The 21,386-nt window shown below is 72.3% G+C and carries 20 protein-coding genes; 10 read left to right on the forward strand and 10 right to left on the reverse strand.

The genetic code is table 11. The features are described 5' to 3' along the window. The gene (locus AC1WTP_RS02360; RefSeq protein ID WP_481647581.1) at positions 1-438 is read right to left on the reverse strand and encodes a hypothetical protein; all 438 of its coding nucleotides are present in this window, start codon (positions 436-438) and stop codon (positions 1-3) included. Between the two features lie 17 nt (positions 439-455). After that, on the reverse strand, positions 456-1,382 hold the full coding sequence (mshB, locus tag AC1WTP_RS02365) for an N-acetyl-1-D-myo-inositol-2-amino-2-deoxy-alpha-D-glucopyranoside deacetylase (RefSeq protein ID WP_481647582.1): 927 nt from the start codon (positions 1,380-1,382) through the stop codon (positions 456-458). 86 nt (positions 1,383-1,468) lie between these two features. On the opposite strand from mshB, the gene AC1WTP_RS02370 reads away from it, so the two are divergent. After that, positions 1,469-3,610, forward strand: a complete 2,142-nt coding sequence (locus AC1WTP_RS02370; RefSeq protein WP_481647583.1) for a S9 family peptidase — start codon at positions 1,469-1,471, stop codon at positions 3,608-3,610. A 100-nt stretch (positions 3,611-3,710) separates the two neighbouring features. Here the strand turns inward: AC1WTP_RS02370 and AC1WTP_RS02375 are convergent, their stop codons facing one another. The 5 genes from AC1WTP_RS02375 to AC1WTP_RS02395 form a co-directional block, all read right to left on the reverse strand. Further along, positions 3,711-5,453, reverse strand: coding sequence for an ABC transporter substrate-binding protein (locus tag AC1WTP_RS02375; protein WP_481647584.1), 1,743 nt, complete (start codon positions 5,451-5,453; stop codon positions 3,711-3,713). Between the two features lie 156 nt (positions 5,454-5,609). Further along, positions 5,610-6,596 (reverse strand): ABC transporter permease, encoded by a 987-nt coding sequence (locus AC1WTP_RS02380; protein WP_481647585.1) that lies wholly within the window; start codon positions 6,594-6,596, stop codon positions 5,610-5,612. A gap of 10 nt (positions 6,597-6,606) precedes the next feature. After that, positions 6,607-7,614: an ABC transporter permease gene (locus tag AC1WTP_RS02385; RefSeq protein ID WP_481647586.1), complete on the reverse strand. Its 1,008-nt coding sequence runs from the start codon at positions 7,612-7,614 to the stop codon at positions 6,607-6,609. Then, complete coding sequence (locus AC1WTP_RS02390; RefSeq protein ID WP_481647587.1) at positions 7,611-8,732, reverse strand: ABC transporter ATP-binding protein; 1,122 nt, start codon at positions 8,730-8,732, stop codon at positions 7,611-7,613. The genes AC1WTP_RS02385 and AC1WTP_RS02390 overlap by 4 nt, the downstream gene beginning before the upstream one ends. Then, positions 8,729-9,835, reverse strand: coding sequence for an ABC transporter ATP-binding protein (locus AC1WTP_RS02395; RefSeq protein ID WP_481647588.1), 1,107 nt, complete (start codon positions 9,833-9,835; stop codon positions 8,729-8,731). Before AC1WTP_RS02395 ends, AC1WTP_RS02390 begins: the two co-directional genes overlap by 4 nt. A 236-nt stretch (positions 9,836-10,071) precedes the next feature. Here AC1WTP_RS02395 and AC1WTP_RS02400 point away from each other — a divergent pair, with 236 nt between their 5' ends. From AC1WTP_RS02400 to AC1WTP_RS02425, 6 genes are all read left to right on the forward strand, one after another. Beyond that, positions 10,072-10,620 carry a Uma2 family endonuclease gene (locus AC1WTP_RS02400; RefSeq protein WP_481647589.1) on the forward strand — a complete coding sequence of 183 codons (549 nt, stop codon included), beginning with the start codon at positions 10,072-10,074 and terminating at the stop codon, positions 10,618-10,620. 33 nt (positions 10,621-10,653) lie between these two features. Next, a complete protein-coding gene (locus AC1WTP_RS02405; RefSeq protein ID WP_481647590.1) occupies positions 10,654-12,090 on the forward strand; it encodes a TldD/PmbA family protein in 1,437 nt (478 codons plus the stop codon). Continuing rightward, a complete protein-coding gene (locus tag AC1WTP_RS02410; RefSeq protein ID WP_481647591.1) occupies positions 12,087-13,484 on the forward strand; it encodes a TldD/PmbA family protein in 1,398 nt (465 codons plus the stop codon). Before AC1WTP_RS02405 ends, AC1WTP_RS02410 begins: the two co-directional genes overlap by 4 nt. Positions 13,485-13,763: 279 nt before the next feature. Beyond that, positions 13,764-14,570 (forward strand): hypothetical protein, encoded by an 807-nt coding sequence (locus AC1WTP_RS02415; RefSeq protein WP_481647592.1) that lies wholly within the window; start codon positions 13,764-13,766, stop codon positions 14,568-14,570. Positions 14,571-14,583: 13 nt separating this feature from the next. Next, complete coding sequence (locus tag AC1WTP_RS02420; RefSeq protein WP_481647593.1) at positions 14,584-16,515, forward strand: fumarate reductase/succinate dehydrogenase flavoprotein subunit; 1,932 nt, start codon at positions 14,584-14,586, stop codon at positions 16,513-16,515. After that, positions 16,515-17,609, forward strand: a complete 1,095-nt coding sequence (locus tag AC1WTP_RS02425; protein WP_481647594.1) for a succinate dehydrogenase/fumarate reductase iron-sulfur subunit — start codon at positions 16,515-16,517, stop codon at positions 17,607-17,609. Before AC1WTP_RS02420 ends, AC1WTP_RS02425 begins: the two co-directional genes overlap by 1 nt. A gap of 82 nt (positions 17,610-17,691) precedes the next feature. Here the strand turns inward: AC1WTP_RS02425 and AC1WTP_RS02430 are convergent, their stop codons facing one another. Beyond that, positions 17,692-18,132 (reverse strand): (deoxy)nucleoside triphosphate pyrophosphohydrolase, encoded by a 441-nt coding sequence (locus tag AC1WTP_RS02430; RefSeq protein WP_481647595.1) that lies wholly within the window; start codon positions 18,130-18,132, stop codon positions 17,692-17,694. 183 nt (positions 18,133-18,315) lie between these two features. Between AC1WTP_RS02430 and AC1WTP_RS02435 the strand changes: the two genes are divergently transcribed. Together AC1WTP_RS02435 and AC1WTP_RS02440 are read left to right on the forward strand one after the other, a co-directional pair. Then, complete coding sequence (locus AC1WTP_RS02435) at positions 18,316-18,621, forward strand: 4a-hydroxytetrahydrobiopterin dehydratase (protein ID WP_481647596.1); 306 nt, start codon at positions 18,316-18,318, stop codon at positions 18,619-18,621. Between the two features lie 171 nt (positions 18,622-18,792). Then, positions 18,793-19,461 (forward strand): hypothetical protein, encoded by a 669-nt coding sequence (locus tag AC1WTP_RS02440; protein WP_481647597.1) that lies wholly within the window; start codon positions 18,793-18,795, stop codon positions 19,459-19,461. A 190-nt stretch (positions 19,462-19,651) separates the two neighbouring features. Here AC1WTP_RS02440 and AC1WTP_RS02445 read toward each other — a convergent pair whose 3' ends face one another. Both AC1WTP_RS02445 and AC1WTP_RS02450 read right to left on the reverse strand, forming a co-directional pair. Continuing rightward, on the reverse strand, positions 19,652-20,038 hold the full coding sequence (locus AC1WTP_RS02445; protein ID WP_481647598.1) for a VOC family protein: 387 nt from the start codon (positions 20,036-20,038) through the stop codon (positions 19,652-19,654). Between the two features lie 5 nt (positions 20,039-20,043). Further along, a complete protein-coding gene (locus AC1WTP_RS02450) occupies positions 20,044-20,406 on the reverse strand; it encodes a DUF1801 domain-containing protein (RefSeq protein ID WP_481647599.1) in 363 nt (120 codons plus the stop codon). Positions 20,407-20,492: 86 nt separating this feature from the next. On the opposite strand from AC1WTP_RS02450, the gene AC1WTP_RS02455 reads away from it, so the two are divergent. Next, complete coding sequence (locus tag AC1WTP_RS02455) at positions 20,493-21,377, forward strand: LysR family transcriptional regulator (protein WP_481647670.1); 885 nt, start codon at positions 20,493-20,495, stop codon at positions 21,375-21,377. Positions 21,378-21,386: the final 9 nt, after the last annotated feature.

The raw sequence follows: 21,386 nt of genomic DNA on the forward strand, positions 1-21,386 counted from the left end.
TCAGTCCCCTCCGCGCCCCGACGGCGGCGCCAGGATCTGCCGGAAACCCATCACCGCGAAGGTCATCGCGCCGGCCACGATCATCGCCAGCCCGACCCAGTTGTCCCCGGCGAGCAGCAGATCGCCCTCCGCCGTGCGCACCGCGGCGACCGCCATCAGCACGAACCAGGGCACCGCGGGCAGCGCCACCGCCCACCGGCGGCCGACCGCCGCGTGAACGAACCAGCTCAGCGCGATGTTCGCGCCGATCGCGACGAGCACCGAGACGCCGATCAGCTGCCCGCCGACCCGGGCCGTGGCGAACAGCAGCTCCAGCACCGCGGTCGCCACCGCGCCGAGCACGGCCACCAGGCCGCCGGCCAGCCGCAGCGCCAGGTCGAGCAGCCGGTGCGACCGCCCGGGCGGCGGTGGGGTGGTCTCGTCCGGGACGACCGACATCGGCGCGGCGGGCAGGGTCACCGGAGGCCGGCCGCCGCGACCGGGGACCGGTCCGGCCCGTCGGCCACGTCCAGCCCGGCGAACAGGTCGTCCTCCCAGCCGTACGGCCCGGAGCCCGGCCCCTTCTCGCCCACCGCGAGGGTGTAGTACTCCACGCCCATGAACTCGCTGCCGAAGTTGCCGGCGATCGAGTAGAGCCAGGAGGTGGCGGGGATCTGGGTGGCGTGCGCGCGCATCGCCGCCTCCTTGGCGGCGTGCTGCTCGGTGGCGTCGATCCGGGCCGCGATCTGCTCGTCCGGGGTGCCGAAGGGCAGCTCGGAGAGGTCCTCGATGCCGGCGAAGGGATTGTCCGACGACTCGACGAAGTGGTTCATCCCGGCCTCCAGCACACTCAGCGGCATGGCAGTCCAGTAGACCTTCGCCGGGGCGAAGCCCTCCGCGGCGGCCAGCTGGTGCGCGCGCATCGCCACCCGGTGCGCCTGGATGTGGTCCGGGTGGCCGTAGAAGCCGTTGCCGTCGTACGTGATCATGACCTGCGGGCGCACCTCGCGCATGACCTCCACCAGGTGCCCGGCGGCCTCGTCGAGATCGGCCTGCCAGAAGGCGCGGGGGTGCTCGTTGGTCGGCAGCCCCATCATCCCCGAGTCGCGGTAGCGGCCCGCGCCACCGAGGAAGCGGTGGTCGGTGACGCCGAGCGCGGCACACGCCGCGTTCAGCTCGGCGATCCGCCAGCCGCCGAGCTGGTCCGCCTCGGCGGCGGCGAGCTGGGCCAGCGCCGGCACGTGGATCTCGCCCTCCTCGCCGAGGGTGCAGGTCACCAGGGTGACGTGGGCGCCGGTGGCGGCGTAGTGGGCCATGGTCGAGCCGGTGCCGATGGACTCGTCGTCGGGGTGCGCGTGGACCAGCAGCAGGCGGCGGTCGGGCAGCGTCGTCACGTCGGTCACTCTAACCGGCGGTTCTCCCCCGCCGGCCCCGACGCGTCCACGCAGGTCGGCCACATCACCTCCGGCGCCGCTCTACGATCTGGCCTGTGGACTTTCCGGAGCTGGCCGCCCGTACCCGCCGGTTCAGCCACGGTGCGCCGCGTGCCGTCTCCGTGGCCGACGACGGCTCCCGGGTGGTCTTCCTCCGCTCCGCCGGCCCGGAGGATCCCGCCGACGCGCTCTGGCTGCTGGACGTCGCCAGCGGCGAGGAACGGCTGGTCGCCGACCCGGCCGCGCTGCTCGGCGCCGACGCCGACGGCGGCGCGCTCGGCCCGGGCGAGCGGGCGCTGCGCGAGCGGCTGCGGCTGAGCGCCGCCGGCATCGGCTCGTACGCCCTCGACGGGGCCGGCCGGGTGGCCGTGTTCGCGCTGGCCGGCCGGCTGTTCCGGGCCGACCTGGTGCACGGCGACGTGGTCGAGGTGAGCGCGGTCGGTCCGGTGCTCGACCCGCGGCCCGACCCGACCGGGCAGCGCCTGGCGTACGTCACCGACGCCGCCGAGGGGGTCCGCCGGGGGCAGTTGCGGGTGGTCGAGCCGGACGGCGCGGACAATCTGCTGGCCGGCGAGGACTCCGGCGTCACCTGGGGGCTGGCCGAGCACATCGCGGCCGAGGAGTTCGACCGGTTCCGCGGCTACTGGTGGGCGCCGGACGGCCGCTCGGTGCTGGCCGCCCGGGTGGACGAGTCCCGGCTGCCGCAGTGGCACCTGCACGATCCGGCCGACCCGGCGAGCCCGCCGACCACCGTCGCGTACCCCCGGGCCGGCGGGCCGAACGCCGAGGTCAGCCTGCACCTGCTCGACCTGGACGGCGGCTGGGTCGACGTGCACTGGGACCGCGAGACCTACCCGTACCTGACCTCGGTGCAGTGGGCCGACGGCGGCCCGTTGATCACCGTGCTGCGCCGCTCGCAGCAGCACGGGCTGGTGCTCGCGGTCGACCCGCGGACCGGCGAGACCCAGGTGCACGCGGAGCTGGCCGACCCGCGCTGGGTGGAGCCGATCGCCGGCACCCCGGCGCACCTGCCGGACGGCCGGGTGCTGGTCGGCGGCGAACTGGCCCACGACGGGTACGACGCGCGCTGCCTCTTCGCCGACGGCACCCTGCTCACCCCGCCCTCGCTCTACGTGCGCCGGGTGGTCGGCCGGCTGCCGGGCGGCCCCGGCCCGGCCGACCTGCTGGTCGAGGCGAGCGACGGCGAGCCGAGCGAGCGGCACCTGTTCCGGGTGCGGACCACCATCGGCGGCGGCGTGGACGCCCGCCGGCTCACCACCGACCCGGGCTGGCACACCGGCGCGGTCGGCGGGGACGTGCTGGTGGTGGGGAGCGCGTCGCTGGACCATCCGGGCGTCCGGTGGACGGTGTGGCAGGGCGACCGGGAGGTGGGCGAGCTGCGGTCGCTGGCCGCCAACCCGCCGTACGCCCCGCTGCCGCTGCTGGAGCGGGTGACCGACCGGCGGCTGCCGACGGCGGTGCTCTACCCCGACAACCACGTCACCGGCCGCCGGCTGCCGGTGCTGCTGGACATCTACGGCGGCCCGGGGCACCAGGAGGTGGTGGCCGCGAGGGCGGCCTGGCTGGAACGGCAGTGGTGGGCCGACGCGGGCTTCGCGGTGGTCGTGGTGGACAACCGGGGCACCCCCGGGGTGGCCCCGTCGTTCGAGAAGGCGATCCACCGGCGGGTCGCCGACGTGATCCTGCTCGACCAGGTGGACGCGCTCACCGCGCTGGCGGAGAAGCATCCCGACCTCGACCTGGGCCGGGTGGCCGTGCGGGGCTGGTCGTTCGGCGGCTGGCTGGCCGGGCTGGCGGTGCTGCGGCACCCGGAGCTGTTCCGGTGCGGCATCGTCGGCGCGCCGGTGACCGACTGGGCCCTCTACGACACCGCGTACACCGAGCGCTACCTCGGCCTGCCCGACGACGGGATGGACGTCTACGCGCACCACTCGCTGGTGGAGCTGGCCGCCGAGCCGGTGACCGACCCGGAGCAGGCCCGGCCGCTGCTGCTGGTGCACGGCCTGGCCGACGACAACGTGGTGGCCGCGCACACGCTGCGGATGTCGGCGGCGCTGCTGGCCACCGGGCGGCCGCACGCCGTGCTGCCGCTGACCGGGGCCACCCACATGGCCGCCGGCGGCACCGCCGAGCGGCTGCTCAAGCTGGAGCTGGACTTCCTCCGCACCCACCTGTGACGCGCCGAGCGGCAGGGCGGGACCACGCGGGCGGAGGTACGGAGGCCCCGGTCGACGACGCTGTCGACCGGGGCCCGTCCGTGCGGTTGATGCCTGAGGGTTACTGCTTGACGTGCGCGTTCACGAAGGACGGGTAGCCGAAGACGCTGGAGACGAAGACCCCACCGGCCTTGGAGCCGTGCACGAGGTAGGCCACGTCGACGTAGAGCGGCACGACCGGGGCGTGCTCCTTCATGATCCGCTCGTCGAGCTTGGCCCACTCCGGGCCCTGCTCGGCCGGCGCTAGGGCCAGGATCCGGTCGAACTCGGCGTTGATCGCCGGGTCGTTGAAGAACGCGCTGTTGCTGTTGCCCTCGGGCTTGATGGTGCGGCCGTCGTAGAGCACCGGCAGGATCGACGCGCCGCTCGGCCAGTCCGCCGCCCAGTTACCGATGTACAGGTCCCAGGGGTTGTCCTTCTTCTTGACCTCGTCGAGCTTCGAGTCGTCCGGGATGTTCCGCACCGTGATCTTGAAGCCGGCCCGCTCCAGGTTGCCCTTGAGCTGGGTGGCGATCTGCTGCTCGGTCGTGTTGTCGGCGACGCCGAGGACCAGCTCCGGGGTCTGGCCGCCGAGCAGCTCCTTGGCCTTGTCGACGTTGCCGTTGGCACCGGCCGGGTAGGCGTCGTACGCCTTGAAGCCGATCGTCGACGGCGGCATCAGCGTGGTCAGCGGCGACGCGACGGTCTGCCCGCCGACCGACTTGATCAGGCCCTCCCGGTCGATGGCGTAGTTCAGCGCCTGGCGGATCTTCAGGTCCTTGACCCGCTGGTTGTTGATGACGAGCTGGTTGGCGCTCGGCGTCGGGGAGAGGATGGTCCGCTGCTTGAGCGCCGGGTCGTTGGCGACCTTGGCGACCAGCGAGGCGGGCACGAAGTTCCAGGCGATGGCGCTCTGGTCGGCGCCGTTGTCCGCGATCACCCGGTTGTTCGCGGCGTCGGCGGTCGGGCCGAAGCTCCAGACGAACTGGTCCGGGTACTGGTGCCGCACCGGGTCGGTGTTCGGGTCCCAGTGCGGGTTGCGGTCCAGGGTGAGCTGCACGCCGACCTGGTTCTTGGCGACCTTGTAGGGCCCGGACGAGAACGGCGCGTTGTCGAGGTTGACGCCGGTGTCCTTGTCCGCGGGCAGCGGCGCGGTGGTCGGCAGCGAGACCGCGAACGGCAGGTCACAGCGGGGCTTGGCGAACTCGAAGCGCAGGGTCTTCGGATCCGGCGTGGTCAGCCCCGGGGGCAGCGAGGTCTTGTTGGCCTTGAAGTCCCACTTGGTGTCGAACTGCGGGCTGTCGGCCAGCCACTCCTGGATGTAGGTCGGGCCGCCCGACAGGTCCGGGTCGAAGGAGCGGGCGATGCCGTACGCGATCTCCTTGGAGGTGATCGGCCGGCCGTCCTCGAACTTGACCCCGTCCTTGATCTTGAATTCCCAGACCTTGCAGTCGTTGTTGACGTTGGTGCCCGGCGTCTCGGCCAGGTCGCCGACGAGGACCAGGCCGCCCTTGCCGTCGTCCTTCCACGTGGTCAGGTACCGGGAGAACAGCGGCGACGCCATCAGGCCGGCGAACGAGTACGTCCGCTGCGGGTCCAGGTGGGAGATGGGGGTCTCCCGGATGATCGTGAAGGTGCCGCCCTTCTGGGCGCCCGGCACCTCGGCCGCCGGACCCTTGGAGTCCTTCGGGTCCGTCGCGATGACCCCGGTCTGCTGCCGGTTCGTGTCCACGGTGGTGCCCTCGCCCGTGTTCTCCGAGCACGCACCCAATGCCACAACCAGAGCGATCGCGCCGCCTGCGGCGGCCGCCACGCGTGGTCGCATCTCCTACCTCCTCCACCCAGGTGCCGCCGGGCGTGAACGCCGACGTCCCGAGGATCGTAAAGAAGAAAACCTACGAGTTGTGTAACAGTTGTCGATAAATTTCACCGCCGACCGACCGGCGCGCACTCGGGAGGGCGCGCCGGTCGGACGGGCGGGTCACCCCAGCCGCACGCGGGGGTCGATGGCCGCGTAGAGCAGGTCGACCAGCACGTTGGCGACCACCACGAAGACCGCCGAGATGAGCACGGTGGCCATGATGGTGGGCAGGTCGCCGGCCCGCACCGCCTCGACCGCGGTCCGCCCCAGGCCCTGGATGCCGAAGGTGGTCTCGGTGATCACCGTGCCGCCCAGCGCCGCCCCGACGTCCAGGCCGGCGATGGTGACCACCGGGGTGATCGCGGCGCGCAGGGCGTGTCGCCCGTACACCTTCGGTTTCGCCAGGCCCTTCGCCCGCGCGGTGCGGACGAAGTCCTCGGAGAGCGTCTCCAGCATCTGCGCTCTCGACAGCCGGGCGTAGATCGCGGAGAAGAGGAAGGCCAGCGCGACCCAGGAGAGCACCAGGCCGCTGGCCCACTTCAGCGGATTGTCGAAGATCGACGTGTAGCTCGGCACGGGCAGCAGGCGCAGGTTGTAGACGAAGACCAGCAGTAGCACCGCGCCGACGAAGTAGAGCTGCAGCGAGGCGCCGGTCAGCGAGAAGCCGATCGCGGCCCGGTCCAGCCAGGTGCCGCGGCGCAGCGCCGAGACCATGCCGAGGCCGACCCCGAGCAGCAGCCAGAGGATCGCCGCCGGGATCACGATGCTCAGGGTCACCGGCAGCACCCGGGTGATGGTGTCCAGCACCGCCTCGTTGTTGACGTACGACCAGCCCAAGCAGGGCGCGTCGCACCGGCCGCCCTGCGCGCTGCCCAGGTCCCGCCCGGTGAAGATGCCCTTCATGTAGCCGGCGTACTGCGTGATCAACGGGTCGCGCAGGCCCAGCTCCTGGCGAACCCGCTCCAGCCGCTCGGGGTTGCAGTTCTTCGGACACATGCCGCTGACCGGGTCGCGGGGCAGCGCGAAGAACATCAGGAAGGTCAGCACGCTCACCGCGAACAGGGTGAGCATCGCGGAGAAGAGCCGCTTGATCAGGAAGCGCGCCATCGGATAACCCCTACCGGGACGACTTCGGGTCGAGCGCGTCGCGCAGCGCGTCGCCGAAGAGGTTGAACGCGAACACGAGCGCGAAGATCGTGATGCCGGGGAAGAAGACGAAGGCCGGGTCGGTCTGGAGGTAGTCCAGGCTCTGGTAGATCATCCGGCCGAAACTCGGCGTCTCCTCGGTCAGCCCGACGCCGATGAACGACAGCGCGGCCTCGCTGGTGATGAACTGCGGCACGGCCAGTGAGAACGACACCAGGATCGGCGCCCAGATGTTCGGCAGCAGTTGCCGGAAGAGCATGTGCGCCAGCCCGGCGCCGCTGGCCTTGGCGGCCTCCACGAACTCCCGCTCGCGCAGGGCGATCACCTGGCCGCGGACCAGCCGGGCGGTGCCGGTCCAGCCGAAGATCGCGAAGACCGCGATCAGAACCCCGACTCCGAAGGCCGGGGAGACCGCGTCGCGCTCGCCGTAGAAGCGCAGGGTCAGGGTCGGGGTCAGGGCCAGCGCGATGATCAGGAACGGCATGGCCAGGGTCAGGTCGGTGGTCCAGTTGATCACCGCGTCGAGCCAGCCGCCGAGGTAGCCGGCGAGCGCGCCGAGCGCGATGCCGATGACCGCCGTGATCACGGCCGCCGCGAAGGCGATCAGCAGTGAGGTACGCAGGCCGTAGACCAGCCGGATGAAGATGTCCCGGCCGAGGTTGGGCTCCAGCCCGAAGAAGTGGTCACCGGACACCCCACCGGCGTACCCGAGCGGCATGCCGAAGCCGTCCAGCTTGTTCTGGAACTGGTCGCGCGGGCTGATCCCGTAGAGCATCTCGATCAGCGGCGCGGCCAGCGCCACCAGGACGAAGAAGACCAGCATCGCCCCGCTGACCATCGCCGTCCGGTCGCGGCGCAGCCGGAGCATCGCGAGTTGGCCGGGCGAGCGACCGACGAAGCCCTTGTCCTTCGGCGCGTCGGCGCCGCCGCCCGAGTCGATCTCGGCCAGCGCCACGCCCTCCACCGGGGACATGCTCATCTCGACACCTCCTCGACGCCCGCACCCGTGTCCGCCGCCTCGACGTCCGCGCCCGCCGGCCCGGCGCCCGAGGCGGCCGGTTGCGCGCCCGGGGCGGCCTCGACAGGTCCCCGCTCCGGGAAGTGGCAGGCGGCGGCCTGGCTGCCGCCGTCGCGGGGCACCAGCGCCGGCTCCTCGGCGGCGCAGATGTCCCGCGCCTTCCAGCAGCGGGTGCGGAACCGGCAGCCCGACGGCGGGTCGAGCGGGGTGGGCACGTCGCCGGCCAGCCGGATCCGGCCGGCCGGGCCGAGCTTGGTGACGTCCGGGATCGCCGAGAGCAGCGCCCGGGTGTACGGGTGCTGCGGGCGCTCGTAGATGTCGTCCCGGTCGCCGATCTCCACGATCTTGCCGAGGTACATGACCGCCACCCGCTGGCAGAAGTGCCGGACCACGGCCAGGTCGTGGGCGATGAAGACGAACGCCAGGTCCAGTTCGCGTTGCAGGTCGCGGAGCAGGTTGACCACCTGCGCCTGGATCGACACGTCCAGGGCGGAGACCGGCTCGTCGGCGACGATCAGCTTCGGCCGCAGCGCCAGGGCTCGCGCGATGCCGATGCGCTGCCGCTGGCCACCGGAGAACTCGTGCGGGTACCGGTTGTAGTGCTCCGGGTTCAGCCCGACCAGCTCCAGCAGCTCCTGCACCCGCTTGCGCACCCCGCCCGGCGGGTTGATCCGGTTGACCTGCAACGGCATCGCCACGATCCGGCCGACGGTGTGCCGGGGGTTCAACGACGCGTACGGGTCCTGGAAGATGATCTGCAGGTCCTGCCGCAGCGGGCGCAGCTCGCGCCGGCCGGCGTGGGTGATGTCTCGGCCCTCGAACTCGATCGTGCCCGAGGTCGGCTCCAGCAGGCGCACCAGCATCCGGCCGCTGGTGGTCTTGCCGCAGCCCGACTCACCGACCAGGCCGAGCGTCTCGCCGGGCCGCACGTCGAAGTCGAGGCCGTCCACCGCCCGCACCACGCTCCGGTTGCGGAAGCCGCTGCGCACCGGGAAGTGCTTGGTCAGCCCGCGCACCCGCAGCAGCGGCTCCTCGGCGGCCGCCGGCTCGACCGGCGCCGTCTCGGCCTGAGCACTCACCGGGCCACCCCCACGTGTGCGATGTCCTCCTGGTAGAGCCGGGTCCGATCGTCGGCGGAGAGGTGACAGGCCACCCGGTGGCCGTCCTCGCCGGTTGGCACCAGCTGCGGCACCTCGGTGCGGGACCGGTCTGCGTTGCGATCGGCGTACCGGCAGCGCGGGTGGAAGGCGCATCCGGACGGCAGGTTGATCAGGCTGGGCGGGTTGCCCCGGATCGGCACCAGGTCCGCGTCCGCGTCGCCGTGCAGCGACGGCACGCTGGAGAGCAGGCCCCAGGTGTACGGGTGCTGCGGCCGGCGCAGCACCTGCTCGACGCTGCCGTGCTCGACCGCCCGGCCGCCGTACATCACCAGCACGTCGTCGGCCACCTGGCTGACCACGCCGAGGTCGTGCGTGATCATGATGATCGCGGAGTGAAACTCGGCCTGGAGGTCGGCCAGCAGGTCCAGGATCTGCGCCTGCACGGTGACGTCCAGCGCGGTGGTCGGCTCGTCGGCGATCAGCAGATCCGGGTCGTTGACCAGCGCCATCGCGATCATCGCGCGCTGGCGCATGCCGCCGGAGAACTCGTGCGGGTACTGGTCGAACCGGCGCGCCGGCTGCGGGATGCCGACCCGGCCGAGCATGTCCACGGCCCGCTGCCGGGCCTCGCGCTTGCCGGCACGCGGGTGGTGCACCCGGTACGCCTCGACGATCTGCTTCCCCACGGTGTAGTAGGGGTGCAGCGCGGAGAGCGGGTCCTGGAAGATCATCGCCATGTCCCGGCCGCGCAGCCGGCGTACCTCCTCCTCGGGCAGGCCGACCAGTTGCCGGCCGCCGACGAAGATCTCGCCGCTGACGGTGGTGCGCTTCGGGTTGTGCAGCCCGAGGATGGCCAGCGAGGTGACGCTCTTGCCCGAGCCGGACTCGCCGACGATGCCGAGCGTCCGGCCGCGCTCCACCACGAACGACACCCCGTCGACCGCGCGCACCACGCCGTCCTCGGTGTCGAACCGCACCCGCAGGTCGTCCACCCGCAGGTAGGGCGCGTCGGTGCCGCGCTGCTCCGGCACGCTGGGGCGGTCGTCCGGTTGCCCGGACAGCGCCGACTCCGACCTGGCCACGACCGCCTCCCTCAGTAGTGAAGAGAACCTACAGCAAAGTCCTGAGGGCGAAAATAAGCTACAAAGCCGGAAGCTGTCAGCGGCCGTCAGCGTAACGAGTCGGCAACGGCGTGAACAGCCCTCACCAGCCCATCCACGGCCACAACTCGGTGAGCCCACGTCCACCCGCACTCCGGGTGCGACCATGGTTGCGGCAGTCACGGGAGGATTCCCGCCGGCACGAGGTGGAGGTGACCATGGCCGCGGCGGTGTTCGGCCACGACGGCCCGTGGACCGAAGAGGAGTACCTCGCCCTCGGCGAAACGTCCCAGCGCGTCGAACTCTTCGACGGGGGCCTCCACGTGGCCCCAGAACCCACCCCTCTTCACCAGAACATTTCCGGTGAGCTTCGTGCCGCTCTCCGGACACCGGTCCGGCAAGCTGGCCTTCGAGTGCTGGAAGCGGTCAACGTCCGGCTCCGACCTGGCCGCATTCCGACACCCGACCTTGTCATCACGAACGACGTCGACCGTCGCGCACTGGTCATCGATGCCGCCGACGTCCGTCTGGTGTGCGAGATCATCTCGCCGAGCAACGCCGCGACCGACAAGGTGCTGAAAATGCATTACTACGCGGCAGCCGGGATCGAGTGGTACCTACTGGTCGAGCAGGAAACCCTGACTGTGCACGTCTACCAACGGCAGGGCGGTCACTACGTCGAGCGATCGGTCACCAAGGCAGGCGAGGTGTTGCAACTGACCGAGCCCGTGCGGGCCACGATCCGGCCGGAGGATCTGCTCGCCTGACGAGCGTCGGTGCGCTCGCCTAGGGTCGGTCGCATGACCGAGTTCGACGCGGCGACCGCCGCGGTGCAGGCCGCGCTGGACGCCGGAGCCCGGTACGCCGACGCCCGGGTGATGCACCGCCGCTACGAGTCGATGTCGGCCCGCAACGGCGAGATCGAGGAGCTGACCCAGGACGAGAGCATCGGGCTGGGCGTACGCGCCCTGGTCGGGTCCAGCTGGGGCTTCCACGCCGTACCCGACCTCTCCGATGCCGCCGCGCGCGACGCCGGCCGGCGCGCGGCCCGCACGGCCGCCGCGAGCGCCCGGGTGCCCGGCCCTGCGGTCGACCTGGTGCCGACCGAGGCGGCCACCGCGAGCTGGGCCTCGGGGTGCATGGTGGACCCGCTCGGCGTCCCGCTGTCCACCAAGGGCGACCTGCTGGTCGGCGCGACCCGCGCGATGGCCGAGCACGGCGCCGACGTGGCCGAGGGGCTCTACCAGGTCTGGGACACCACCAAGTGGTTCGTCTCCAGCGAGGGGCACCGGATCGACCAGCGGATCCGGGAGTGCGGCGGCGGCATCTCGGCCACCTCGGTCGGCGACGGCGAGACCCAGCGCCGCTCCTATCCCAGCTACCGCGGCCAGTACGGCACCAGCGGCTGGGAGCTGGTCGACTCGCTCGACCTGGCCGGGCACGCGGCGCGGATCGCCGAGGAGTCCCGGGCGCTGCTCACCGCACCGCTCTGCCCGGCCGGCGAGACCGACCTGATCCTCGGCGGCGAGCAGCTCGCCCTGCAGATCCACGAGTCGGTCGGGCACGCCATCGAGCTGGACCGGATCCTCGGCTGGGAGGCCGCCTTCGCCGGCACCTCCTGGTTGGACCTGGCCCAGCTCGGCTCGCTGCGCTACGGCTCCGAGCTGATGACCGTCACCATCGACCCGACCATCCCCGGTGCGCTGGGCAGCTTCGGCTACGACGACGAGGGCTCCCCGGCGGTGAAGCGGGACGCGGTCCGCGAGGGGCGCTGGGTGGGCGTGCTCGCCGGCCGCGACTCGGCGGCCGTCGCGGGTCTCGACCACGGCGGCAGCGTACGGGCCGACGGCTGGGCCCGGCTGCCGATGGTGCGGATGACCAACGTGGGCCTGGAACCCGGCCCGCACACCCTGGAGGAGATCATCGCCGCCACCGACGACGGGGTGCTGATGGACCTCAACCGCTCCTGGTCCATCGACGACAAGCGGCTCAACTTCCAGTTCGGCTGCGAGATCGGCTGGGAGATCAGGAAGGGCCGGCGCGGGCGGATGCTGCGCAACCCCACCTACACCGGCATCGGCCCGCAGTTCTGGCGCTCGATGGACATGCTCTCCTCGGAGATCGTCGCGTGGGGCACGCCGAACTGCGGCAAGGGCCAGCCCGGCCAGATCGGGCACACCGGCCACCCCGCCGCGCCGGCCCGGTTCCGCAACGTCCGGGTGGGGGTGCGGGCATGACCGAGCTGGACCTCGCCGGGCAGGTGGTCGAGCTGGTCCGCCGGCTCGCCGGGTCGGACGCGCAGGCCGAGGTGGTGGTGACCCGGGCCGACCTGGCGCTGACCCGGTTCGCCAACTCGTTCATCCACCAGAACGTCGCCGAGTCCACCGTCGACGTCCGGCTGCGGCTGCACGTGGACGGGCGGACCGCGGCCGGCAGCGGCAGCCTGGTCGGCGCCGACGGGCTGCGCGCGCTGGTCGAGCGCACCCTCGCCGCCGCCCGGCTCTGCCCGCCCGACCCGGCCTGGCCGGGGCTCACCCCGCCCACGCCGATGCCGGCCACCGCCGGCTGGGACGAGTCCACCGCGTACGCCGAGCCGGACGAGCGGGCCGCCCGGGTGCGCGCGTTCGTCGACGCCGTCGGCGGGCTGACCGCCGCCGGCTACTGCCGCACGGCGCACCGCGCGTCGGCGTTCGCCAACTCGGCCGGGCACACCGCCCAGGGCCGCACCGCCGAGGCGGCGATGGACGGGATCGCCCGCGCCGGCGGCGCGGACGGGGTGGCGCGGGCCTGCGCCGACCGGCTGGCCGACGTCGACGGCGCCGCGCTGGGCGCGCGCGCCGCCGCCAAGGCCCGGGCGGCGGCCGACCCGGTGGAGCTGGCACCCGGGCGTTACGAGGTGGTGCTCGAACCGGCCGCCGTCGCCGACCTGCTGGCGAACTTCTCCTGGTACGGGTTCAACGGCAAGCGGTACGCCGAGCGGCAGTCCTTCGCCGAGCCGGGCGCGGCCCAGTTCGACCCGGCCGTCACCCTGGTCGACGACCCGCCGGCCGGTTCCGGGCTGCCGTTCGACGTCGAGGGCACGCCCCGGCACCCGGTGACCCTGGTCGACGCCGGCACCACCGCGGCCCTGGCGCACGACCGGCGCAGCGCGGCCGAGGTCGGGGCCGCCTCGACCGGGCACGCGATCGCCGGTGGGGCGACCTGGGGCCCGATGGCCCGCAACCTGCGCCTCGCCGCGGGCACCGGCGGCGGTGACGCCGCGCCGGGCCGCGGCGCGTCCACCGGGGACACCGGCGCGGTGGCGGACGCCGACACGGCGGCGCTGGTCGCCGGGGTGCGCCGCGGGCTGTTGGTCAGCGACCTCTGGTACACCCGGGTGCTCGACCCGAAGAGCCTGGTCGTCACCGGGTTGACCCGCAACGGGGTCTGGCTGGTCGAGGACGGCGCGGTCACCCGGGCGGTACGCGACCTGCGCTTCACCGAGTCCTACCCGCGCGCGCTCGGCCCGGGGGCGGTGCTCGGCGTGGGTCGCCGGGCGGTCCGCCTGCCGGACCGGGTCGACGGCATCTGGTGGGAGGCTCCGCCGCTGCGGCTGGCGTCCTGGAACTTCACCGGCGGCGCGTCCGGGTGAGCCGTCGCGGTGCGGGCGCCGGGCGGGGCAGTGAAGTTCTTAACATCGCGACATCGATCAGCGTTCGGGGGCTTTCCACCAGCCAGGACACACGGGACACTGCCTTGCGCGGACGGCCCGCGGAGATCGGCGTAACGTGTGTCACTTAGCTGCGCCGGTTCGCCCGGCGTGGTCGTTGGTGTGCGCATGACGTGGCAGGCGGGTGCGGGTTCGCCGGTCCGCGTGCCGACCGGAACAGATCCGCCCGCGCGTGCGGGCCCCGTCAGGGAGACGACTCGAATGACATCAACGGCAACGAAGCCGCGGGGAGCGCGGGGCCGCGCCGCCATCGCGGCGAAGACGTTGCGCACCGACCGCTGGTGGTTCGCCCCACTGATCACCGTCGTCGGGCTCAGCGCCTGGGTCGCGTACGCGACGGTCCGGGTCTTCATGCACAAGTGGTACTGGGTCGAGGACTTCCACTACCTCACCCCGTTCTACTCCCCCTGTGTGACCGACCGGTGCCTGCCGGCCGCGTCGCACTTCGGGCAGTACCTGCCCGGCTGGTGGGTCATCCCGGACGCCGCGTTCACCCTGCCGTTCCTGCTGCTGTTCCGGCTCACCTGCTACTACTACCGCAAGGCGTACTACCGGTCGTTCTGGCTCTCGCCGCCGGCCTGCGCGGTGCCGGACGGGCACAAGGCGTACGGCGGGGAGACCCGGTTCCCGCTGCTCGGGCAGAACCTGCACCGCTACTTCTTCTACGCCGCCGCGATCATCTCGATCATCAACACCTACGACGCGATCTACGCCTTCCACTCCCCGAAGGGCTTCGGGTTCGGGCTGGGCAACCTCATCCTGCTCGGCAACGTGGTCATGCTCTGGGCGTACACCATCTCCTGCCACTCCTGCCGGCACATCATCGGCGGGCGGCTCAAGCACTTCTCGAAGGCTCCGCTGCGCTACCGCGCCTGGACCGGCGTGTCCTGGCTCAACGTCCGGCACATGCAGCTCGCCTGGATCACGCTCGGCACCCTGGCGCTGGCCGACTTCTACGTCATGGCGGTCGCGGCCGGCTGGTTCAACGACCTGCGGTTCATCAACTAAAGGGCCCCTGGACATGACTACGACCACTCGAATCGAACGACACCACTACGACGTCGTCGTGATCGGGGCCGGCGGCGCCGGCCTGCGCGCGGCGATCGAGGCCCGGCTCGCCGGCAAGAAGACGGCGATCATCTCCAAGTCGCTGTTCGGCAAGGCGCACACGGTGATGGCCGAGGGCGGCGCCGCCGCCGCGATGGGGAACGTGAACAGCCGGGACAACTGGCAGGTGCACTTCCGCGACACCATGCGCGGCGGCAAGTTCCTGAACAACTTCCGGATGGCCGAGCTGCACGCGAAGGAGTCGCCGCAGCGGATCTGGGAGCTGGAGACGTACGGTGCGCTCTTCGACCGCACCAAGGACGGGAAGATCTCCCAGCGCAACTTCGGCGGCCACGAGTACCCACGGCTGGCGCACGTCGGCGACCGGACCGGCCTGGAGCTGATCCGCACCCTCCAGCAGAAGATCGTCTCCCTCCAGCAGGAGGACAAGCGCGACCACGGCTCGTACGACGCCCGGATCAAGGTCTTCTCCGAGACCACCATCACCGAGCTGCTGCTCGACGGCGACCGGGTCGCCGGCGCGTTCGGCTACTACCGGGAGTCCGGCGAGTTCATCCTCTTCGAGGCGCCGGCCGTCGTGCTGGCCACCGGCGGCGTCGGCCGCTCCTACAAGGTCACCTCGAACTCCTGGGAGTACACCGGGGACGGGCACGCACTGGCGCTGCGCGCCGGCGGCACGCTGATCAACATGGAGTTCCTCCAGTTCCACCCGACCGGCATGGTCTGGCCGCCCTCGGTGAAGGGCATCCTGGTCACCGAGTCGGTGCGCGGCGACGGTGGCGTGCTGAAGAACTCCGACGGCAAGCGGTTCATGTTCGACTACGTCCCCGACGTCTTCCGCAAGCAGTACGCGGACAACGAGGCCGAGGCGGACCGTTGGTACAAGGACCCGGACAACAACCGGCGTCCGCCGGAGCTGCTGCCCCGCGACGAGGTGGCCAGGGCGATCAACAGCGAGGTCAAGGCCGGCCGGGGCACCCCCGCGGGCGGCGTCTACCTGGACATCGCCAGCCGGCTGCCGGCCGAGGAGATCCGCCGCCGGCTGCCGTCGATGTACCACCAGTTCAAGGAGCTGGCCGACGTCGACATCACCAGGGAGCCGATGGAGGTCGGCCCGACCTGCCACTACGTGATGGGCGGGGTCGAGGTCGAGCCGGACTCCGGGGCGGCGTTCGGCACCGTGCGAGGGCTCTTCGCCGCCGGTGAGGTCTCCGGTGGCATGCACGGCTCCAACCGGCTCGGCGGCAACTCCCTGTCCGACCTGCTGGTCTTCGGCAAGCGCGCGGGCGGGCACGCCGCCTCGTACGCCGACGGGCTGGCCGCCCGGCCGAAGGTGGCCGTCGCCGCGGTGGAGGCCGCGGTGGAGACGGCGCTGGCGCCGCTGCAGCGGGACACCGGCGAGAGCCCGTACACCCTCCAGCAGGACCTCCAGGCGGTGATGGGGGATCTGGTCGGGATCATCCGCCGCGAGGGCGAGCTGGAGGACGCGTTGAGCAGGCTGGCCGAGCTGCGCGAGCGGGTGGCCAAGGTCAGCGCGGCCGGCGGCCGCCGCTACAACCCGGGCTGGCACCTGGCGCTGGACCTGCGCAACATGCTGCTGGTGTCGGAGTGCACCGCGAAGGCGGCGCTGGAGCGGCGGGAGTCGCGCGGCGGCCACACCCGGGAGGACTTCCCGGCGATGGACCCGGCGTGGCGCCGGGTCAACCTGGTCTGCTCGCTCGACGGCGACACCGTACGGCTGGAGCGCAAGCCGCTGCCGAAGATCCGCGCCGAGCTGATCCGCCTCTTCGACCGGGCGGAGCTGGCCAAGTACCTCACCGACGAGGAGCTCGCCGAGTTCGACGCCCTCGTCGTCGACGCCGAGGCCGAGGAGGCGGGCAAGTAATGGCGGAGCAGAAGTCCCCGGGGGCCGGCGAGGCCGGCACCAAGCGCCAGTTCCGCATCTGGCGCGGCGACGAGAGCGGCGGCGACCTGCAGGACTACATGGTCGAGGTGAACGAGGGCGAGGTGGTCCTCGACGTGATCCACCGGCTCCAGGCCACCGACGCCCCGGACCTGGCCTGCCGGTGGAACTGCAAGGCCGGCAAGTGCGGCTCCTGCTCGATGGAGATCAACGGCAAGCCGCGGCTGAGCTGCATGACCCGGATGTCGACCTTCGAGGCGGACGAGACGGTCACGGTCACCCCGCTGCGCACCTTCCCGGTCATCCGGGACCTGGTCACCGACGTCTCTTTCAACTACGAGAAGGCCCTCGAGACGCCGGCCTTCGCGCCGCCGGCCGACCTGGCGCCCGGCGACTACCGGATGCAGCAGGTCGACGTGGAGCGCTCGCAGGAGTTCCGCAAGTGCATCGAGTGCTTCCTGTGCCAGAACGTCTGCCACGTGATCCGGGACCACGAGGAGAACAAGCCGGCCTTCTCCGGGCCGCGGTTCTTCATCCGGGCCGCCGAGCTGGACATGCACCCGCTCGACACGAAGAGCGACCGCAAGGAGTACGCACAGCAGGAGCAGGGGCTCGGCTACTGCAACATCACCAAGTGCTGCACCGAGGTCTGCCCGGAGCACATCAAGATCACGGACAACGGGATCATCCCCATGAAAGAGCGGGTCGTGGACCGCAGGTACGATCCCCTTGTGTGGCTTGGTAGCAAGATCTTCCGTCGGGGTGAGACGCCCCAGACCAGCGTGACCACCCCCCGTCCGGGCTCGGCGGCGCCCGCCGGCAGCCCCGCCGGGGTGCACTCGCACGCGGGCGGCTCGCACGACCCGGGTGCCGAGGCGCAGGCGCAGCGCGGGGTGAACTGGCACCGTGAGGTGCCGAGGCCGACCGCCCCGGCGGTCGACGACCGCGGCAAGCTGCCGCTGACCGAGCTCACCTTCGACCGCGCGGCGGCACCCTCGCCGTTCGGCGACGACGTGACCTTCCCGCTGCCCCCGGAGCACCTGAACTTCGCCCACCCGGAGCAGGACAAGCACTGAGGACCACAGCGATGACGGGGGCCGCGGCGACTGCCGGCGGCCCCCGTCCCGTTTCCGCCCGCCCGTCCGGTTCGGCGGGCGGTCAGCGCCGGACGAGCATCGGGCGCAGCGCGGCGACGATCGGGGCGTCCGCGGGCAGCCAGGTGACGTCGTCCAGCTCGGCGGCGGAGAGCCAGCGCAGCGCCGAGTGCTCCAGGGCCTGGGGGCGGTCGCCGTGCAGCAGACGGGCCGCGTACACCTTGAGCACCGAGCGGCCGTGGGCCATCCGGACGTTGCGGCCGACCCGCTCGCCGATCTCCACCCGTACGGCGAGTTCCTCGGCGCACTCACGGGCCAGCGCGGCGGTCTCGCTCTCGCCCGGTTCGACCTTGCCGCCGGGGAACTCGAACATGCCCGCGACCTCGGGCGGGGCGGCGCGGGCGCAGGCCAGCACCCGCCCGTCCTCGATGATGGCCGCCCCGACGATGACCTTCAGGTCCCGTCGCTCGAACTGCCCGCCGTCGTTAGCCCGTTCGGTCCGCACGGCCGTCCAGCGTGCCAGATCAATCGGCGGTTTGGGTACCTTGGTCGACCGTCAGGCCAGGAGAACACGGAAGTGTGGGCGTGGACACACCCACCGTGCGACGACAGACTAGAGGGCACCGACAAGACACGGGACGGCGACGATTTGGCCACAAGCCGGCAACGGCGCCTGGGAGGTGCGGTGATGCGCGCGCTGTTCAGCGGTCGAGCGAAGCGCGACTACCTCAGCGACGCCCTCGCCCTGCTGAGCGGATGGATCCGCGAGGGCGAGCAGATCCGACGCACTCTCGTCATCGACGACACCCAGCACGCGGCCCTGACCGAGCGGGTCAAGGTGGTCGCCGACGCGCTGCACCTGCGCCCGGAGATCAGCCGCCGGGCCGACCAGACCCAGATCCGGGTCGGGCACGGCAACGCGCCGCTGACCGAAGGCGAGGTCCTGCTGGCCGCCCGCATCGAGGACGCCTACCGCGCGGTCACCGAGGCCTGACGCACGCCGACGCCCCGGGCGGCCACCTTCGTCGGCGGCCGGGAGCGCGAGCAGGAGCGGTACGACTTCCGGGCGTGGCCGGCGGTCGCGGCGCCCAGTGCGGCGGGAGAGCGACTTTAAGTTTTGCTTATGGGTCTGCTGATCGATCCGCAAGATCGGTACCTTGCCCGGATGCGACACATCGGAACCGTGATCGCCGCAGCCGTCGTCGGTCCGCTGGCCTGGCTCCTCTTCGCCCTCGGCCAAACCGGGTCGGCGCAGGCGTTCGCGAACGCAGCGGACGGCGGCTCACTGGACAGCGGCGACTTCGTTCGACCGACCCTGGTGCTGGCCGGTGCCGGGGTCCTGCTCGGGCTCATCGCCACGCTCCGGTTCTCCCCGCTGGGCGCGGCGCTGACCGGGCTGGTCTACTCGGCCAGTTACCTGGGTCTGCTGATCAGCCCCACCGCGGTGCTGAACCTGTTCGACCACCAGCCGATCCTGATCGGCCACCAGGTCGACCTGGCCGCCCCCGTGCGCACCGGGACGACACTGCTGGTGGGCTCGCTGCTGCTCGTCGGGGTGGTGAGCATCCGCCGCTGGCAGCGCTGGCCGGAGCCGGCCGCCGCCGAGGCACCCGCGGCACTGGTGCCGGACGAGGTGCTCCCGCCGCCGACACGCCAGGACCGCCCGCTGGGCGCGGAAGGTCTCGGCCTGGGCAGCCCACGCGAGACGCCGGAGCCGGTCCGCACCGGCGGCCCGGACTGGGCCGGTCGTTCGGACTGGGCCGGCCTGCTGTCCGGCGACGCCGGGCAGCGGCCCGGGCCGTCACCGGACCGGACCCGCCAGCCGTCGCGCTGAGCCGCCGAACGGTCCGCGCCACGCCGTGACAACGCACCGGACCGTTCCGGCGAGCCGGGCCGGCTCCCCCGCGCCGTGGTTCCGGTGGGGCACCTCCATGCCCCACCGGAACACGAGCGACAGCGGCGGTTCCGGGTGGTCGGCCGGGCCGGCCCGGGCCGCGAGTTCGGTTTCCCGTGCACCCCCTGGTTCAGCCGTCTGCGTCCTGCGGGTACCAGCGCAGCTCGACGGAGTTGCCGTCCGGGTCCCGCACGTAGATCGAGGTCGCGCTTCCCCGCGCCCCGAACCGGCCGACCGGGCCCTCCAGCACCGTGAAGGCACCGGACTCGATCACTTCCGCCCAGTCGAGCGGCGCGACCACCAGGCAGAAGTGGTCGACGTTCGACTCGCCGCGCGGCCGGTGCACCAGGTCGACGATGGTCTCGGGGCTGACCCGTACCGAGGGGAACGGCACCGTGCCGGCCCGCCACTCGTCCACCCGGACCGGAGCCAGCCCGAGCACTCCGCAGTAGAAGTCAAGAGAGCGCTCGACGTCGGTCACGTTGAGCACCAGGTGGTCGAAGCCCGTCACCCGCACCGCGCTCACCTCGCCTCCAGCCCGTACGCCTGGCCCAGCCAGTCGGTGAACAGACCCGGGTCGACGTCGGCGAGGGCACGCAGCTTCACCGAGGCCATCTGCCGGGCGCCCGGGGCCAGCCGCCCGGACGGGTCGTCGACCTCCTGCCCCCGCCACAGGCCGAAGGTGACGTACCCGCCGTACGCCTTGACCAGGCAGATCGCGCGTTGGCCCGGCTTCTCCCCCAGGCCCCAGACCGGGTGGCCGTGCCACATCGCGCCGGTCGCGCCCGGCAGGGCCGACTCGATGACCGGGCGGAGCTTCTCGCCGATCTCCCGCAGCGGGCCGTCCAGGCCGGCCAGGTAGTCGGTGACTGTCGTCGTCGTCATGCCCTTCACGATCCGCCGTGGCGCGACGGCGACCAAGCCATGATCGGGCTATGATCGTTGATCCTGGCTCAACGATGGGACGTGACGTGCTCGAACGGTACGAGCTGGAGACCTTCCTGACCCTCGCCGACCACCTGCACTTCGGCCGCACGGCGGAGCGGCTCGGGGTGACCACCGGGCGGGTCAGTCACGTGGTCAAGAAGCTGGAACGCCGGATCGGGGCCCCGCTCTTCGCGCGGACCAGCCGGGTCGTCCAGCTCACCCCGATCGGCCGGCAACTCGCCGACGACCTCGCCCCGCTGGTCGCCGGCATGGACGAGGCGGTACGCCGGGCCGTCGACGCCGGGCGCGGCGTCACCGGGCGGCTGCGGGTGGCCTTCCTCGGCGAGTGGACCGCGCCGGTGCTGCTCAAGGCGGTCGCCCTGTTCGCCGAGCGGCACCCGGAGTGCCAGGTCGAGGTGCACGAGGCGCAGCTGCACAGCTCGCGGGCGAGCCTGGTGGACGGCTCGGTCGACCTGCTCATCGCGGCGTACCCGTTCGACGGCATGGCCTGCGGCCCGCCGCTGCTGACCGAGAACCGGGTGCTCGCGGTGCCGGCCGGGCACCCGCTGACCCGCGCGGCGTCGATCTCCCTGGAGGTACTCGCCGACCACCCGGTGGTGCAGTACCCGGCGGTGACCTCGGCGGAGTTCAAGCGCGACCGCACCCCGGAGCAGACCCCGTCCGGCCGGCCGGTGCCGAAGGGCCCCACCGGCAGCACGTTCTCGGAGATGCTGACCCTGGTGGCGATGGGCCGGGGCGTGCTGCCGGTCGGCGAGCACACCCGGCACTACTACCCCCGCCCGGACCTCGCCTACGTGCCGATCCACGACGCACCGCCGATCCGGCGCGGCCTGGTCTGGCGGGAGGCCAACACCACGGCCCGGGTCCGCGAGTTCGTCCGGGCGGCGACCGACGCGAACGCCGGCTGACCGCGGCGG

This window comes from Micromonospora sp. R311, from assembly GCF_056780015.1.